Annotated in this window: 17 protein-coding genes; 11 read left to right on the top strand and 6 right to left on the bottom strand. The window is 71.1% G+C overall.

Annotated features, from left to right (window positions below; all coding sequences use genetic code 11):
* Nucleotides 1–17: 17 nt before the first annotated feature.
* The 3 genes from pepN to ASD10_RS16575 all read left to right on the top strand — a co-directional run bounded on the left by pepN (nucleotide 18) and on the right by ASD10_RS16575 (nucleotide 4504).
* A complete protein-coding gene (gene pepN, locus ASD10_RS16585) occupies nucleotides 18–2537 on the top strand; it encodes an aminopeptidase N (RefSeq protein WP_056611825.1) in 2520 nt (839 codons plus the stop codon).
* Nucleotides 2538–2688: 151 nt separating this feature from the next.
* On the top strand, nucleotides 2689–3558 hold the full coding sequence (gene folP / locus ASD10_RS16580; protein WP_056611499.1) for a dihydropteroate synthase: 870 nt from the start codon (nucleotides 2689–2691) through the stop codon (nucleotides 3556–3558).
* Nucleotides 3551–4504 (top strand): glucosyl-3-phosphoglycerate synthase, encoded by a 954-nt coding sequence (locus ASD10_RS16575; RefSeq protein WP_082556355.1) that lies wholly within the window; start codon nucleotides 3551–3553, stop codon nucleotides 4502–4504. The genes folP and ASD10_RS16575 overlap by 8 nt, the downstream gene beginning before the upstream one ends.
* Nucleotides 4505–4669: 165 nt before the next feature.
* Here ASD10_RS16575 and ASD10_RS16570 read toward each other — a convergent pair whose 3' ends face one another.
* Both ASD10_RS16570 and ASD10_RS16565 read right to left on the bottom strand, forming a co-directional pair.
* Nucleotides 4670–5644, bottom strand: a complete 975-nt coding sequence (locus tag ASD10_RS16570; RefSeq protein WP_056611493.1) for a nitronate monooxygenase family protein — start codon at nucleotides 5642–5644, stop codon at nucleotides 4670–4672.
* Between the two features lie 23 nt (nucleotides 5645–5667).
* On the bottom strand, nucleotides 5668–6258 hold the full coding sequence (locus ASD10_RS16565; protein WP_056611490.1) for a TetR/AcrR family transcriptional regulator: 591 nt from the start codon (nucleotides 6256–6258) through the stop codon (nucleotides 5668–5670).
* A gap of 64 nt (nucleotides 6259–6322) precedes the next feature.
* Here ASD10_RS16565 and ASD10_RS16560 point away from each other — a divergent pair, with 64 nt between their 5' ends.
* Both ASD10_RS16560 and ASD10_RS16555 read left to right on the top strand, forming a co-directional pair.
* Nucleotides 6323–7465, top strand: coding sequence for an acyl-CoA dehydrogenase family protein (locus tag ASD10_RS16560; RefSeq protein WP_056611487.1), 1143 nt, complete (start codon nucleotides 6323–6325; stop codon nucleotides 7463–7465).
* Between the two features lie 22 nt (nucleotides 7466–7487).
* Nucleotides 7488–8243, top strand: coding sequence for an SDR family NAD(P)-dependent oxidoreductase (locus tag ASD10_RS16555; protein WP_056611483.1), 756 nt, complete (start codon nucleotides 7488–7490; stop codon nucleotides 8241–8243).
* 38 nt (nucleotides 8244–8281) lie between these two features.
* Here the strand turns inward: ASD10_RS16555 and ASD10_RS16550 are convergent, their stop codons facing one another.
* Entirely contained in the window at nucleotides 8282–8563 is a 282-nt protein-coding gene (locus ASD10_RS16550) for a hypothetical protein (protein ID WP_157432706.1), read from the bottom strand.
* A gap of 32 nt (nucleotides 8564–8595) precedes the next feature.
* Between ASD10_RS16550 and ASD10_RS16545 the strand changes: the two genes are divergently transcribed.
* Nucleotides 8596–9516 (top strand): mechanosensitive ion channel family protein, encoded by a 921-nt coding sequence (locus ASD10_RS16545; protein ID WP_056611478.1) that lies wholly within the window; start codon nucleotides 8596–8598, stop codon nucleotides 9514–9516.
* Entirely contained in the window at nucleotides 9513–9899 is a 387-nt protein-coding gene (locus ASD10_RS16540; protein WP_056611474.1) for a globin, read from the top strand. Before ASD10_RS16545 ends, ASD10_RS16540 begins: the two co-directional genes overlap by 4 nt.
* Nucleotides 9900–9917: 18 nt before the next feature.
* Here the strand turns inward: ASD10_RS16540 and ASD10_RS16535 are convergent, their stop codons facing one another.
* From ASD10_RS16535 to ASD10_RS16525, 3 genes are read right to left on the bottom strand one after another with little or no spacing between them, the layout of a single operon-like run.
* The gene (locus ASD10_RS16535; RefSeq protein ID WP_157432705.1) at nucleotides 9918–10631 is read right to left on the bottom strand and encodes a thioesterase family protein; all 714 of its coding nucleotides are present in this window, start codon (nucleotides 10629–10631) and stop codon (nucleotides 9918–9920) included.
* 32 nt (nucleotides 10632–10663) lie between these two features.
* A complete protein-coding gene (locus ASD10_RS16530; protein ID WP_056611469.1) occupies nucleotides 10664–10894 on the bottom strand; it encodes a biotin/lipoyl-binding carrier protein in 231 nt (76 codons plus the stop codon).
* Complete coding sequence (locus tag ASD10_RS16525; protein WP_235502090.1) at nucleotides 10891–12408, bottom strand: acyl-CoA carboxylase subunit beta; 1518 nt, start codon at nucleotides 12406–12408, stop codon at nucleotides 10891–10893. Before ASD10_RS16525 ends, ASD10_RS16530 begins: the two co-directional genes overlap by 4 nt.
* A gap of 170 nt (nucleotides 12409–12578) precedes the next feature.
* Here ASD10_RS16525 and ASD10_RS16520 point away from each other — a divergent pair, with 170 nt between their 5' ends.
* The 4 genes from ASD10_RS16520 to ASD10_RS16505 all read left to right on the top strand — a co-directional run bounded on the left by ASD10_RS16520 (nucleotide 12579) and on the right by ASD10_RS16505 (nucleotide 16167).
* A complete protein-coding gene (locus ASD10_RS16520) occupies nucleotides 12579–13334 on the top strand; it encodes an SDR family NAD(P)-dependent oxidoreductase (RefSeq protein WP_056611465.1) in 756 nt (251 codons plus the stop codon).
* Between the two features lie 7 nt (nucleotides 13335–13341).
* Nucleotides 13342–14361 carry a phosphotransferase family protein gene (locus tag ASD10_RS16515; protein WP_056611462.1) on the top strand — a complete coding sequence of 340 codons (1020 nt, stop codon included), beginning with the start codon at nucleotides 13342–13344 and terminating at the stop codon, nucleotides 14359–14361.
* Nucleotides 14362–14371: 10 nt separating this feature from the next.
* Complete coding sequence (locus tag ASD10_RS16510) at nucleotides 14372–14989, top strand: TetR family transcriptional regulator (protein WP_235502089.1); 618 nt, start codon at nucleotides 14372–14374, stop codon at nucleotides 14987–14989.
* Between the two features lie 194 nt (nucleotides 14990–15183).
* Nucleotides 15184–16167, top strand: a complete 984-nt coding sequence (locus ASD10_RS16505) for a type IV toxin-antitoxin system AbiEi family antitoxin domain-containing protein (RefSeq protein WP_056611456.1) — start codon at nucleotides 15184–15186, stop codon at nucleotides 16165–16167.
* The last annotated feature ends 74 nt before the right edge of the window (nucleotides 16168–16241 follow it).

Raw genomic sequence — 16241 nt, 5'->3', positions numbered from 1 at the left:
GTGACAGCATGGCGACCATGCCTGGTACCAATCTCACCCGCGAAGAAGCCAGCGAGCGCGCGTCCGTCGTCTCCACCCAGACCTACGACGTCCGGCTCGACCTCACCCTCGACACCGACGAACGCTTCGGCTCGGTCACGACGATCCGTTTCGGCGCCACCGCCGGCGCGTCGACGTTCGTCGACCTCGTCGACGGCGACGTCTCCGAGATCACCCTCAACGGCGATCCCGTCGACGTCTCCGCCTACGCCGACAGCCGCATCGCGCTGACGGGCCTGGCCGAGACCAACGAGCTCGTCGTCGCCGCGACGCTGCCGTACTCGCACTCCGGCGAGGGCCTGCACCGCTTCGTCGACCCGGTCGACGGCAAGGTCTACCTCTACACGCAGTTCGAGGTGCCCGACGCCCGCCGCGTGTTCGCGACGTTCGAGCAGCCCGACCTCAAGGCCACCTTCGTCTTCCACGTCACGGCTCCGTCGCACTGGGCCGTCGTGTCCAACTCCCCCACCCCCGAGCCCGAGCCCGCCGCCGAGGGCACCAGCACGTGGCACTTCGCCGAGACGAAGACGATGTCGACGTACATCACGGCGCTGATCGCGGGCGAGTACGTGTCGGTCACCGACTCCTACCGCGGCGCGTACGACGAGATCCCGCTGGGCGTCTTCTGCCGCCAGTCGGTGCGTGAGCACCTCGACGCCGACGACATCTTCCTCGTCACCAAGCAGGGCTTCGAGTTCTTCGAGGGCGTCTTCCAGATGGGCTACCCGTTCGGCAAGTACGACCAGCTGTTCGTCCCGGAGTACAACATGGGCGCGATGGAGAACGCCGGCGCGGTGACGTTCCGCGACGAGATGATCTTCCGCAGCCGCCAGACCGTCGCGGCGTACGAGAGCCGCGCCAACACGATCCTGCACGAGATGGCCCACATGTGGTTCGGCGACCTCGTCACGATGAAGTGGTGGGACGACCTGTGGCTCAACGAGTCGTTCGCCGAGTTCGCGGCGTCCCACGCCTCGACCAACGCGACCCGCTTCACCGATGCCTGGACGAGCTTCACCAACGCCCGCAAGAACTGGGCGTACCGCCAGGACCAGCTGCCCTCGACGCACCCCATCGCGGCCGACAACTACGACCTGCACGCGGTCGAGGCCAACTTCGACGGCATCACGTACGCCAAGGGCGCCTCGGCGCTCAAGCAGCTCGTCGCCTGGGTCGGCGAGGAGGACTTCTTCGCCGGCCTGCGCGCCTACTTCGGCAAGCACGCGTACGGCAACACCGAGCTGTCCGACCTGCTGGTCGAGCTCGAGGCCGCGTCGGGCCGCGAGCTCGGCGACTGGACCAAGGAGTGGCTGCAGACGTCGGGCGTCAACACGCTGCGCGCCGCGTTCGCGACCGACGACTCGGGCGCCTTCACGTCGTTCTCGGTCGAGCAGACCGCGATCGAGGCCTACCCGACGCTACGGCGTCACCGCATCGCGATCGGCCTCTACAACCGGGTCGACGGCACGCTGGTGCGCACCGACCGGGTCGAGACCGACATCCGCGGTGCGTCGACGTCGATCGACGAGCTCGTCGGCACGGTGCAGCCCGATCTGGTCCTGCTGAACGACGACGACCTCACCTACGCCAAGATCCGTCTCGACGAGCGGTCGTTCACGACCCTGACCGAGAGCATCGCGACGTTCGAGGACTCGCTGCCCCGGGCGCTGAGCTGGGGCTCCGCGTGGGACATGACGCGCGACGCCGAGCTCTCCGGCGCCGATTTCGTGACCCTCGTGCTGGCCGGCGTCGGGTCCGAGACCGACCTCACGGCGGTCGGCTCGCTGCTGCGCCAGGGCAACAGCGCCGTCAACCTCTACACCGCGCCCGACGCCCGACCGGCGCTGGCGCAGCGGTGGCAGGCCGGCCTGTCCGAGCTGGTCGACGCCGCCGAGCCGGGCAGCGACCACCAGCTCGCGCTCGTGCGGGCGTTCGCGTCGGCCGCGTCCACCCCCGAGCGTCTGCGCTCGATCCTGGCCGGCGAGCTCGACGGGCTGACCCTCGACACCGACCTGCGGTGGACGATCGTGACGGCCCTGGCCCGCATCGGCGACGCCGACGAGGCCGAGATCGCCGCCGAGCTCGAGCGCGACAACACGATCTCGGGCCAGGAGAACGCCTCGGCCGCCCGGGCCATCCGCCCGTCCGCCGATGCCAAGGAGACCGCGTGGCAGATCGCGGCGGTCGACCGGTCGACGCCCAACGAGACCCGGCGCTCCACGGCGCTGGCCTTCCAGGTGTCCGGCCAGGCCGACCTCCTCGAGCCGTACGTCGACCGCTACCTCGACCTCGCGAGCACCGTCGTCGACGACATGGGCGTCTGGATCGGGCAGGTCGCGCTGGTCTACCTGTTCCCGCTGGCCAACCCGTCGCAGGCCACGCTAGACAAGGTCGACGCGTGGCTCGCGTCGACGTCGGCCAACCCGGCCGCGAAGCGCTACGTCTCGGAGGGACGCGACGACCTGGCGCGTGCCCTGCGCGCCCAGGCCGCGTCCTGACGCGTCCGCGACACCCGCACCACCGAGGCCGTTCCCGTCACCGCGACGGGGACGGCCTCGTCCGTCGCCGGTCCCCCTCGGGCGGGTGCCGCGCCGGCGTAGGACAATCGACCGGGGCGCATCGTGCGTCCACCGAGCCGAGGGGTGAACGATGTCGGTCGACCTGACGTTCCGCGGCCGCCGCGTGCAGCGTGACCGGGCCCTGGTCATGGCGATCGTCAACCGCACGCCCGACTCGTTCTACGACCGCGGCGCGACGTTCGACGACGGCCCGGCGCGCGAGGCCGTCCGCCGGGCGATCGACGCCGGCGCCGACATCATCGACGTCGGCGGCGTGAAGGCCGGGCCGGGCGACGACGTCGACGTCACCGAGGAGATCCGCCGCACCGTGCCGTTCGTCGCCGCCGTGCGCGACGAGTTCCCCGACGCCCTGCTCAGCATCGACACGTGGCGGGCCGAGGTCGGCCGCCACTGCGCCGACGCGGGCGCCGACATCATCAACGACACGTGGGCCGGCAGCGACCGCGCCCTGGGCGACGTCGCCGCCGAGTTCGGCTGCGGCTACGTCTGCTCGCACACGGGCGGCGCCGTGCCCCGCACCCGTCCGCACCGGGTGCGCTACGACGACGTCGTGCGCGACGTCGTCGACCAGACGACCCGGGCCGCGGACGACCTGGTCGCCCGAGGCGTGCCCCGCGGGGGCATCCTGATCGACCCGACGCACGACTTCGGCAAGAACACGTGGCACGGCCTGGAGCTGCTGCGCCGCGTCGACGAGCTCGTCGCGACCGGGTGGCCGGTCCTGATGGCGCTGTCGAACAAGGACTTCATCGGCGAGACCCTCGGCCAGCCCGTCGACCAGCGGCACGAGGGCACCCTGGCGGCCACGGCGCTGGCCGCGGCGGCGGGCGCGGCGGTCTTCCGCGCGCACGACGTCGTCGCGACGCGTCGCGTGCTCGAGATGACCGCCAGCATCCGCGGCGACCGCCAGCCGTCCCGGGTGGTGCGCGGTCTTGCCTGACTCCTCGTCCGTGCGGCGCTGGTTCGACACCCGCACCTTCGGGCTCGCCCAGTTCGACGCGGCGACGCTCGCCGCCGCCAAGGCCGGCCGGCGCGTCAGCGTCCTGATCCCGGCGCGCGACGAGGAGGCGACGGTCGGCGACATCGTGACGACCCTGCGGGCCGAGCTCGTCGAGCGCGTGCCGCTCGTCGACGAGATCGTCGTCGTCGACTCCCACTCCACCGACGCGACGGCCGAGGTCGCGCGGGCCGCGGGTGCCACGGTCGTCCACGTCGACGAGATCGTGCCGCAGGTCGGCAGCCGCACCGGCAAGGGCGAGGCCATGTGGAAGGCGTTGGCGGTCATGACCGGCGACCTCGGCATCTACCTCGACGCCGACGTGCAGGAGTTCACGGCCGACTTCGTCGTGGGACTGCTGGGCCCCCTGCTGACCGACGACACGATCGTGTTCGTCAAGGCCTTCTACGACCGCCCGTGGACGGCCGGCGCCTCGCGGTCGTCGGGTGGTGGGCGGGTGACCGAGCTCGTCGCCCGTCCGCTGATCCTCGACCGGGCGCCCCTGCTGGCGGGCTTCGTCCAGCCGCTGGCCGGCGAGTGCGCGTTCCGCGTCGAGGCCCTGCGGTCGGTGCCGTTCGTCTCCGACTACGGCGTCGACATCGGCCTGATGATCGACGTCCTGCGCGACCACGGCCTCGACGCGATGGCCCAGGTCGACCTCGGGCTGCGCCTGCACCGGCACCAGGACCTCGCGGCGCTGAGCGCGATGACGCAGCACGTGCGGGCCGCCTTCGACCTGCGGGTCGCACCCGACGGACGCGACGAGGTCGTCAGCACCGCCACGATCTTCCGGCGCGAGGACGCCGCGATGCGTCTCGTCGAGCGCACCACCACGACCGTCCAGCGCCCCCCGATGGACGACGTGCTGGGCCGCCGGCGGACCAGTTGACGCAGCTTCCCCGGTGAACCCCGGTTCCGGCGCGCCCGCAGGACGATGACGGGGTGCGCCCGGGAACCATGCGTCTCTCCCCTGGTGCGCCCGGGGCGAGGCGCAGGGATCCGGGGTGGACCCCGAGAGCTTCCAGGGTCCACCGGGGAAACTGCGGGCGCCGACTCAGACGACGAGGCTCGGCAGACGCCCGATGATCTCCTCGGCATCGGCCACGACCTGGTCGACGACCTGCCGGACCGTGGCGATCTCGTGGATCAGGCCCTGCGTCTGGCCGGCCCACCACATGCCGTCCTCCATGTCGCCGTCGGTCAGGACGTTCTGCCGCCCGCGGACGCCCGAGGCCAGCGCGGCGATGTCGTCGAACGTGGCCCCCTCGCGCTCGGAGATCTCGACGATCTGCTCGGAGATCGTGTTGCGGACGACCCGCGCGGTGTTGTGGAACCGGCGGAACACCAGCACCGTCGACCGCTCGTCGTTGGCGACGATCTGCTGCTTGACGTTGTCGTGGATCGGGGCCTCGGCGGTCGCCATGAACCGGGTGCCCATGTTGACCGCGACCGCACCGAGGGCCAGCGCGGCGGCGAGTCCCTGCCCGGACGCGATGCCGCCCGAGGCGATGACGGGGATCGACAGCCGACGCACGGCGGCCGGGATCAGGATCAGGCCCGGCACGTCGTCCTCGCCGGGGTGACCGGCGCACTCGAAGCCGTCGATGCTGATCGCGTCGACGCCCTTGCGCTCGGCCGACAGGGCGTGGCGGACGCTCGTGGCCTTGTGGATCACCTTGATGCCGGCACCGTGGAAGTCGGGCAGGTGGGGCTCGGGGCTCGACCCGGCGGTCTCGACGACCGTGATGCCGGCCTCGATGATCGCCGCGCGGTACTCGTCGTACGGGACCGGGTCGATCGTGGGCAGGATCGTCAGGTTGACGCCGAACGGGCGGTCGGTCATCTCGCGCGTGCGGGCGATCTCCTTCGACAGCGCCTCCGGCGTCGGCTGGGTCAGCGCGGTCAGGAAGCCGAGGGCGCCGGCCTCGGCGACGGGCGCGATGAGCTCGGCGGTGCCGAGACCCGTCATGCCGCCGCACAGGATGGGGTGGTCGACACCGAACTGCTCGGTGAACGTCGTACGGATCATGGCGGGTCCTTCGGGTCGGTCGGTCAGGGTCGGGTCGGGGTGTCGTGGGGCGGGGCGGACGTCCCCGCGAGGATCAGCTCGGCCAGCGCGCGGTACGCCGCCGAGTCGTCGAGCCCGGTGGCCCGTGCGACGTCGCCGCGATGGATCGACTCCATCACGAGTCGGGCGACCGTGCCGAGGAACGTCGGGTCGATGCCGGGCGCGGCCTCCAGGACCAGCTCCTGCACGCGCGCCGCGGCGATCTCGGTGTTCTGCCGGTAGATGTCGCCCGCAGGGGCGAAGTGCTCGAGATCGGCGAAGAAGGCCGGCGACGCCGGCGCGAGCTCGACCGAGACGGCGGTCAGGTAGGCACCGATGCGGTCGATCGCGGGAGCACCGGGGTCGACCGCTGCCTCGACCCGCTCGGTCGCCCGACGGAAGAACGTCCGGACGATCGACACGAGCAGCTGCTCCTTGCTCGGCGCGATCGCGTACAGCGTCGACTTCGAGCAGTTGAGCCGGGCGGCCAGGTCCGACATCTGGACGTCGCGGAAGCCCTCGCCGAGCACGATGTCGATCAGGGCGTCGCGCAGGGCGGCCGTGCGCCCGCTCATCGCGTCCCGCGCCTCCGCCATGGGCCGACCGTACCAGAACTGGTTCTGCAGTACAGTGACGCGTACATCACTGCGAGGGAGCCCCATGCCTGCCGAACGCCTCATGCCCACCGAGGAGTCGCACGACCTCATCGCCCTGACGCGCGACATCGTCGACCACGAGCTGCGCCCCGTCGTCGCGGGCCTCGACGCCCGCGCCGAGTTCCCCCGGGACGTGTTCCGCACGCTCGGCCGCGCGGGCCTCATGAGCCTGCCGTACCCCGAGGAGCTCGGCGGCGGCGGACAGACGTACGAGGTCTACCTGCAGGCGCTCGAGGAGATCGCGTCGGCGTCGGCCAGCGTCGGCGTAGGCGTCAGCGTGCACGCCCTGTCGTGCTTCGGCCTGTTCACGGCCGGCACCGACGAGCAGCGCGCCGACTGGCTGCCCGAGATGCTGTCGGGCGAGCAGCTCGGGGCGTACTGCCTGTCGGAGGCGCACGCCGGGTCCGACCCCGCGGCGATGCGCACGCGGGCGGTCCGCGACGGCGACGACTACGTCATCGACGGCGCCAAGGCGTGGACCACGCACGGTGGCGAGGCCGACTTCTACAAGGTCATGGCGCGCACCAGCGACGACGGCGGCCGTGGCATCTCGTGCTTCCTGGTGCCGGCCGACACCCCCGGCCTGACCGCCGACAACCCCGAGCAGAAGATGGGCCTGATGTCGTCGACCACCGCCACGATGCTGTTCGACGGCGTCCGCGTGCCGGCGTCCCGCCGCCTCGGCGCGGAGGGGCAGGGCCTGCCGATCGCGCTGTCGGGCCTCGACGCCGGCCGGCTCGGCATCGCGGCCGTCGCGACGGGCCTGGCGCAGGAGGCGCTCGACGTCGCGGTGGCCTACGCGAAGCAGCGCGAGTCGTTCGGCAAGGCCGTCATCGAGCACCAGGGGCTCGCCTTCGTGCTGGCCGACATGGCCGCCGCCGTCGAGTCGGCGCGGGCGACCTACCTCGCCGCCGCCCGCCTCAAGGACGCCGGACGGCCCTACTCGCGACAGGCCTCGATCGCCAAGCTCGTGTGCACCGACAACGCCATGAAGGTCACGACCGACGCCGTCCAGGTGCTCGGCGGGGCGGGCTACACCAAGGACTTCCCGGTCGAGCGCTTCATGCGCGAGGCCAAGGTCATGCAGATCTTCGAGGGCACCAACCAGATCCAGCGGCTCGTCATCAGCCGCGACCTCGCCCGCTGACACCCACCACCCAAGGAGAACCATGCAGCTCGACGACACCTCCGCGATCGTGACCGGCGGGGCCTCCGGCCTCGGCGCCGCGACCGCCGCCCACCTCGCCTCGCTCGGCGCGTCGGTCTTCGCGATCGACCTGCCGGGCTCGATCGACGACGCGCCCGCCGTCGACGGCGTCACCTATCTGGCCGCCGACGTCACCGACGAGCAGCAGGTGCGCGCGGCCGTCGCGACGGCGTCCGAGACCCTGCCCCTGCGCACCGTCGTCAACTGCGCGGGCATCGGCCCGTCGGCACGCATCCTCGGCCGCAAGGGCGTCCACGACCTCGCGCTCTACGCCAAGATCGTCCACGTCAACCTGGTCGGCAGCTTCACGGTGCTGGCGCTCGCCGCCGAGGCGATCGCGCGGACCGAGCCCGATGCGGACGGCCAGCGCGGCGTGATCGTCAACACCGCCTCGATCGCGGCGTACGACGGGCAGATCGGCCAGGTCGCCTACGCGTCGTCGAAGGGCGGCATCGTCGGCATGACGCTGCCCGCGGCCCGCGACCTGGCCCAGCACGGCATCCGCGTGTGCACGATCGCGCCCGGCATCGTGAACACGCCGATGCTCGCGACGGTCAGTGACGAGTTCCGCGCGGGTCTCGCGGCGGGGGTGCCGTTCCCGCAGCGGCTCTGCGAACCCGCCGAGTACGCGAGGCTCGTGGCCATGATCGTCGACCACGACTACCTCAACGGCGAGACGATCCGCATGGACGGCGCGCTGCGCATGGCGCCGCGCTGACGAAGGACGACGTCAGGCCGGCACGGCCCCGCGTGCCGTCAGTGGTGCGCGGGGCGGTGGTCGCCCACGGGCTCGAGCTCGGTGCTCGGTGCCGGGGGGACGTAGTTGTTGCGGGCCGTCAGCAGGCCGAACAGCGCGACGACGATGAACAGGCCGACCGTGCCGCCGCCGAACAGGATGATGGTGTCGAGGGCGCTCCTGCCCTCGCCCTCCGGCCAGGCGCCGCCCGTGGGGGCGTCGGCGAAGGCAGCGCCCGAGCCGGCGATGAACGTCACGACGGTGGCGAGCACGAGTCCGAGCACGCGAGCAGGAGTCTTCATGGCTCCATCGTATCCACCCGTAGGGTGGAGGAATGCCTGACCTCGACATCAACTGGAACCTGCCGGAGGGCAAGGCCTACGACTGGTTCGTCGCCGTCCCCGGCAGGATCCTGCTCATCATCGTCATCGGCTTGGTGCTGCGCTGGTTCATCAACCGCGCGGTCGACCGGCTCGTCCACCGCGCGGGACGCGGCAACGTGCCCGGCTTCATCGCCGACAGCCGCGCCGGCGAGTTCCTCGACGGGCTCAAGCCCGCCAACCACGCCCGGCGCCAGCAGCGCACCGAGACCATGGGATCGCTGCTCAAGAGCATCAGCACCGGCATCATCCTGGCCGTCGTGGTCGTCACGACGCTGTCGACGTTCGGGATCGACATCGCCCCGATCATCGCGAGCGCCGGCATCGTCGGCGTGGCCCTCGGCTTCGGTGCGCAGAACCTCGTCAAGGACTTCCTGTCGGGCATCTTCATGATCCTCGAGGACCAGTACGGCGTCGGCGACACCGTCGACCTCGGCGAGGCCACCGGCACCGTCGAGGCCGTGAGCCTGCGCATCACGCGGCTGCGCGACGTCAACGGCACGGTCTGGTACGTCCGCAACGGCGAGATCCTGCGCGTCGGCAACCAGAGCCAGAACTGGGCCCGGACGGTCCTCGACGTCACGGTCTCGTACGACGCCGACCTCGACCAGGTGCAGCGCATCCTGCAGGAGGTCGCGACGACGACGTACGAGAACGAGCAGTTCCACGACGTCATCATCGAGGCGCCCGAGGTCTGGGGCGTCGAGCGGTTCGACAAGGACGGCGTCGTCGTGCGCGTCGTCCTGAAGACGGCGCCCGCCCAGCAGTGGCTCGTGGCCCGTGCGATGCGCCAGCGCATCAAGGCCGAGTTCGACCGCGCCGGCATCACGATGCCGACGACGTTCCCCGTGACCACGATCCAGGAGAGGTCATGACCGAGCAGACCCAGCAGACGTTCTACGACGCCATCGGCGGGCACGACACCATCAAGCTCGTCGTCGACACCTTCTACGACGGCGTCGCCGGCGACGAGGTGCTGCGCCCCCTCTACCCCGAGGAGGACCTCGGGCCGGCGGCCCACCGGTTCACGATGTTCCTCGAGCAGTACTGGGGAGGCCCGACGACGTACTCCGAGCAGCGCGGCCACCCGCGCCTGCGCATGCGGCACGCCCCGTTCGCGGTCACGCCGGAGGCGCGCGACGCCTGGCTGCACCACTTCCGCGCGGGCCTCGACGCGGCGCACCTCTCCCCCGAGCACGACGCGCAGTTCTGGGCCTACGCCCAGCACGCGGCGCAGTTCATGGTGAACTCCGCGTAGACCCGCAGCAGCCCGGGTCTAGGGGATCAGCGTGCGCAGCTGGTCGCGCTCGGCGTCGTCGAAGGTCTTGGCCGTCTGGCTGGCGGGGTCGAAGCCCACGAGCGTCGTGGTCGAGTCGGCCAGCACCCCGGTGCCGTCCGACAGCTCGGAGCGCATCTCGAACGACCCGTTGCCGACGCGACTGATCCACGCGGACGTCCGCAACGGCTCCGGGCGCCATCGGATGTCGTCGCGGAACGTCACGGACGACGTGCCGACGACGAACCGTCCGGGTCGCATCGTGGCGAGCAGCGACGAGATGTGCAGCACGCGGGTCTCCTGGAACAGCTCGAAGACCTTGGTGGCGGTCGCGGCTCCGTCGGCGTCGAGGTCGTCGCGGCGCAGGCTCATCGGCAGGGTCGCGACGTCGGGGTGCATATCGGCCGCGGCGCGCCGGCCCATCGTCGTCGTGACCTCGGCGAAGACCGTCCGGCCGGCGTCGCCGTCGAGCGCGATCTGCTGCACGACGTCGTCGCCGTCGACCGTGCCGGCCACCAGGACGGGACGACGTCCGAGGCGCAGCGGCCGCAGGAACCGCACCGTCATCGTGACGGGGGTCAGGCCCGGTGCGAGGGCACCGTCGGCGACCATCGCGGCGCGTCCCTCGGCGGCGTAGGCCAGGTAGACGACGTTGTTGACGTGCTGCAGCGAGTCGAGGTCAGCCCAGCGCATGGGGACGAGGTGTTCGTGCACGCCGCCGATGATGTCAGACGGGGTCCGGACGGTCAGGCGCCGGCGGTCTCGTCGATCTCGACGATCGGGTCGCCCTCCTGCACGATCTGGCCGAGCTCGACCAGGATCCTGCTGACGTGGCCGTTGACGGTCGCGACGAGCGGGATCTCCATCTTCATGGACTCCAGCACCGCCAGGACGTCACCGGGACCGACCTGGTCGCCCTCGCGGGCCTCGATCTTCCAGACGTTCGACACGATCTCCGCGCGGGCGAGGTGCATCATGCCTCCGACCCGTGCGTCAGCATGCGCAGCGCGGCGACCATGCGGTCGCGGGTTTCCTCCGGGAGGATGACGTCGTCGACGATGCCGGCCTCCGCGGCCAGGTACGGCCGGGCGACCTCCTCGCGGTAGACCGCGGCGAGCTCGTCGCGCAGGACCGTCGGCTCCTCGGCCTCCTTGAGCGCGCGACGGTGCAGCAGCGCGACGGCGCCGCCAGGACCCATCACGGCGATCTCGGAGTTGGCCCACGCCCAGTTGGCGTGGGCCCCGAGCGACGCCGACCCCATCGCGATGTACGCGCCGCCGTACGACTTGCGGACGACGACCGTGAGCTTGGGGCTCTTGGTGTCGACGTACGCCTTGAGGAGCTTGGCGCCATGCGTGATGACGCCTCGCCCCTCCTCGACGGTGCCGGGCAGGAAGCCGGGCACGTCGACGAACGTGAGCACCGGCAGGTCGAAGCGCCCGCAGAACTCGACGAAGCGGGCGGCCTTGACCGACGCCTTCGAGTCGAGGATGCCGCCGCGCGCGTTGGGCTGGTTGGCCAGGACGCCGACGGCGTGACCGTCGATCCGCGCGAACAGCGTCAGGATGCTGGGGGCGTGCTCGGGCATCAGCTCGAGGCGGGCGCCGTTGTCGAGCACGCCGTCGAGCAGCTTGTTCATGTCGAACACGATGCTGGACTTCTCGGGCACCAGGGTCGGCAGCGCCGCGACGGAGTGCGGGTTGGCCGGCACGGGGTCGTGGCGCTTCTGCGCACCGCCCTTGTGCGTCGGCAGGAACGACAGCAGCAGGCGGGTCGCGTCGAAGGCGTCCTCCTCGCTGTCGACCTCGAGGTGGGCCACGCCGCTGACCTTGGTGTGCAGCGCGGAGCCGCCGATGTCCTCGGCCGAGGCGTCCTCTCCCGTCGCGGCCTTGACGATGTCGGGCCCGGTCAGGAACATCTGCCCCTGCTCCTTGACCATGATCGTCCAGTCCGTGAGCGCCGGGGAGTACGCCGCGGCACCGGCGCACGGGCCGAGGATCAGCGAGATCTGTGGGATGCGGCTCTGCGCCTCGATGTTCAGCGCGAAGATCCCGCCGCAGCCGTGCAGCGCGAAGATGCCGTCGTGGATGCGGGCTCCGCCCGAGTCGTTGATGTAGACGATCGGGTAGCCCTTGTCGATCGCGAAGCGCTGAGCCTTCTGGATCGCCTCGGCCATGACGGCGCCGATCGCCCCCGAGGCGACGGCGGCGTCGTGCGAGACGACGACGACCGAGTGACCGTCGGTCGTGCCCCAGCCCGAGACGACGCCGCTGCCGGCGCCGGGGGACGCCGAGCGCATCGGCGTCATCTCGACGAACGAGCCCGGGTCGACGAGCATCTCGGCGCGCTCGCGGGCCGTGAAGACGCGCTTGCCCTTGGGCTCGACCCGGGCGAAGCGGCTGGCGCGGCGGTCGGCGAGCACGCTGCGCTGGTCGGGCAGCGCCTGCGGTTCGGCCGGCGGGGCGGCGACCGGACGATCGAGCTTCGGCACATCGACTCCTAGAACATGAGGTTTTCCTCAACTATACACAAAGATGAGGAACCCCTCATATTCCTCGGACGTGTCGCCCGGTGATCTCGCGCACTCCCCCATCGGTGCGATAACGTGCTGGAGTCCTGACTAAGCAAGCGCTTAGAACACATGGCCCCGAGGAGAACACCGTGACCGAATCCCGTACCGCGATCGTGACCGGAGCCGCCCGCGGCATCGGCGCGGCCGTCGCCCAGCGCCTCGCCTCCGACGGCTTCAAGGTCGCCGTCGTCGACCTCGACGAGTCCGCGTGCGCGTCCACCGTCGACGCCATCACGGCGGCCGGCGGCAGCGCCCTGGCCGTCGGCGCCGACGTCAGCGACGAGGAGCAGGTCAAGGCCGCGATCGACCGCATCGCCGCCGAGCTCGGCGCCCCGACCGTCCTGGTCAACAACGCCGGCATCCTGCGCGACAACCTGCTGTTCAAGATGACGGTCGAGGACTGGGACCTCGTGATGGGCGTGCACCTGCGCGGCTCGTTCCTCATGACGAAGTACGCCCAGAAGCACATGACCGAGGCGGGCTACGGACGCGTCGTCAACCTGTCGAGCACGTCGGCGCTGGGCAACCGCGGCCAGGCCAACTACTCCGCCGCCAAGGCCGGGCTGCAGGGCTTCACCAAGACCCTCGCGATCGAGCTCGGCAAGTTCGGCGTCACGGCCAACGCGATCGCACCGGGCTTCATCCAGACCGACATGACGGCCGCGACCGCCGCCCGCATGAAGGTCGACTTCGACGACTTCATCAAGTTCAGCGCCGACCAGATCCCCGTCCAGCGCGTCGGCCAGCCCGAGGACATCGCCCACACGGCGTCGTTCCTCGTCAGCGAGGGCGCCGGCTTCGTGTCGGGCCAGGTCATCTACGTCGCCGGCGGACCGAAGGACTGACGACACCATGAGCACCGACCCCCAGGGGCTGGACACGCGCGCCGTCGCCGACTGGCTGGCGAGCGCCTCGGCCGACGCCGTCGCCGGACCGTTCGAGGCGTCGCTGATCACCGGCGGCAAGTCCAACCTGACCTACCTGGTCACCGACGGCACGCACGAGTACGTCGTGCGGCGTCCGCCCCTGGGGCACGTGCTCGCGACGGCCCACGACATGTCGCGCGAGCACCGCGTCATGGCGGCGCTGACGTCGACCCCCGTGCCGGTGCCGGCGATGGTCGCCCTGTGCGACGACGTCGACGTCATCGGCGCGCCGTTCTACGTCATGGAGCGTGTGGAGGGCACCCCCTACAGCCGCGCGTCGCAGCTCGAGCCGCTCGGCCCCGAGCGCACCCGCCTGATCAGCGAGCGCCTCGTCGACACGCTCGTCGACCTGCACGCCGTCGACTACCGCGCCGTGGGGCTCGGCGAGTTCGGCCGGCCCGACGGCTACATCGGACGGCAGGTGTCGCGCTGGAAGAAGCAGCTCGCGGCGTCGACGAGCCGCGAGCTGCCCGGCATGGACGAGCTCGTCGCCCACCTCGACGCGGGGGTGCCCGAGAGCGGCGAGGGCACGATCGTCCACGGCGACTACCGGCTCGACAACGCGTTGGTGCTGGACGACCGCATCACCGCGGTGCTCGACTGGGAGATGAGCACGCTCGGCGACCCGTTGTCGGACGTCGCCCTCATGCTGGCCTACCAGGGCCTGGCCGAGCTCAACCCCGGCTCCGGCGCCCTCGTCACCGATGCCGCCAACGCCCCCGGCTTCCTCGACCGCGACGCCGTCATCGCCCGCTACTCGGCCGGTTCCGGACGCGACGTCAGCGACATGGGGTACCACCTGTCGCTCGCGTACTTCAAGCTCGCGGTGATCCTCGAGGGCATCCACTACCGTCACGCGCACGGCCAGACGGTCGGCAGCGGCTTCGACGGCATCGGTGACGCGATCGGCCCGTTGATCGAGGCAGGTCTCGCCGCTTCACGCTAGGGTGGCGCGCGTGACGGCCGAGATCCTCGAACCCCGGCGCCGCCCGACGCAGGAGCGGAGCCACAAGAAGTTCGACCACCTGCTCCTGGTGTCGCGCGAGCTCCTGCTCGAGGTCGGGTTCGAGTCGTTCACGTGCGAGGAGGTCGCGTCGCGGGCGGGGCTGCCGATCGGCACGCTGTACCAGTTCTTCCAGAACAAGTACGTCATCGTGTGCGAGCTCGACCGCGTCGACGCCGTCGCGGTGCGGCGCGAGCTGTGGTCGTTCGCCGAGGCCATCCCGACGCTCGACTGGCTCAAGTTCCTCGACCGCCTGGTCGACCACCTGGCGGCCCTGTGGGTGCGCGACCCGTCTCGCCGCGCGGTGTGGCTCGCGGTGCAGTCGACGCCCGCGACGCGCGCCACCGCCGCCGTCACGGAGCGCGAGCTGGCCTTCGAGGTCGCGCGGGCCCTGGCGCCCCTGACGCCGGGCACCCCCCGCGAGCGCCGCACCATCATGGCCGAGGTGCTGGTGCACGTCGCGTATTCGATGCTCAACTTCTCGATCCGCGACGGCCAGGAGCACAGCGAGTCGATCATCGAGCTCAAGCGCCTGCTGGCGTCCTACCTCCTCAGCGCCGAGCACGGCTGACCCTTCCCGCCCCACCCCACACGGTTTACCACGGTCCCGTCGTAAACCCCGTCCGCCCGGGGCAAGTCTTTCCAGGGCGGACGCAACGTGCCCCGGGCACAGGGGGTTGTCCACCGTCGTCACGCCACCTCATCTCGTCCACAGGTCGTCGCGAGGGGGGCTCGCCGACGCGCAGGAGCCACCACCGTGGCGACATGGACGATCTCCTCTGCATCGCGGACGCCAACGGCGGCTACCTCCTGCGTCACCAGCTCAACGACCTCGGCTACCGCGACTCCGCCATCCGGCAGGCCACCCGCGCCGGCGTCCTGCGTCGCGTCCGTCACGGCACCTACGTGTTCGCCTCGGTGTGGGACCTCCTGTCCGCGTCCGAACGTCTCGCAACGCTGACCCGATCCGTTCTCGACAAGCTCGGGCCCGCCGTGGTCGCCACGCACCAGTCCGCGTCAGCACTGCACGGGCACGACCTGTGGGGTGCCGACCTCACCACCGTGCACGTCTCCGTCCTCGACGGCCGGCGCGGGCGAACGGAAGCCGGCGTCGTTTATCACGAGGGCTCTATCGACGTCGAGGACGACATCGTGCAGGTGGACGGCCGCCAGGTCATCGAGCCGCGCCGGGCGGTCTTCGAGTCCTGCAGTCTGCTGGGGATCGAGGGCGGCATGGTCCTGGCCACCTCGGCCATGCGCGATCTCGGGATCTCGCGCGAGGAGCTGGAAGCCGACGGACACAGGTTCAAGCACTGGCCCGGCATGAGGAACGCCCGGATGTCGATCCGGTTGGCCGACCCCCGCCTCGAGTCCGTCGGCGAGGTGCGCTCGCTGTTCATGATGTGGAGCAACGGCGTCCCCCGTCCCGAGCTGCAGTGGGAGGTCGTGACGTCCGGTGGCGTGCTGGTGGCACGGGTCGACTTCGCCTGGATCGACGACCACCACACCGGTGAGTTCGACGGACTCGTGAAGTACGGCCGGCTCAACCCCCACGCCACGGACGTGGGCCGGGTGCTCACCGACGAGAAGTGGCGCGAGGACGCAGTTCGAGCCGAGTCCCTGGGCATGAGCAGGTGGGGTTGGGCCGACCTCGGCGGTGCGAAGGGCACCGCCACGGCGATGCGCATCAACCAGGGTCGGGCGCAGTCGCGGCGACTCCACTCGCGCAACCGCACCACGATCGTCTGACGTCCGCCCGGGGGCACGCGCAACTCCCCGAGGAATACCTGCCCCGGGGGGACGCGGTTTACCACGGTCCCGTG

The organism is Aeromicrobium sp. Root472D3, assembly GCF_001426485.1.
Classification (GTDB): domain Bacteria; phylum Actinomycetota; class Actinomycetes; order Propionibacteriales; family Nocardioidaceae; genus Aeromicrobium.
Note: the sequence above shows the minus strand (reverse complement) of the source record. Positions and strands in the feature narration are given on the sequence as shown.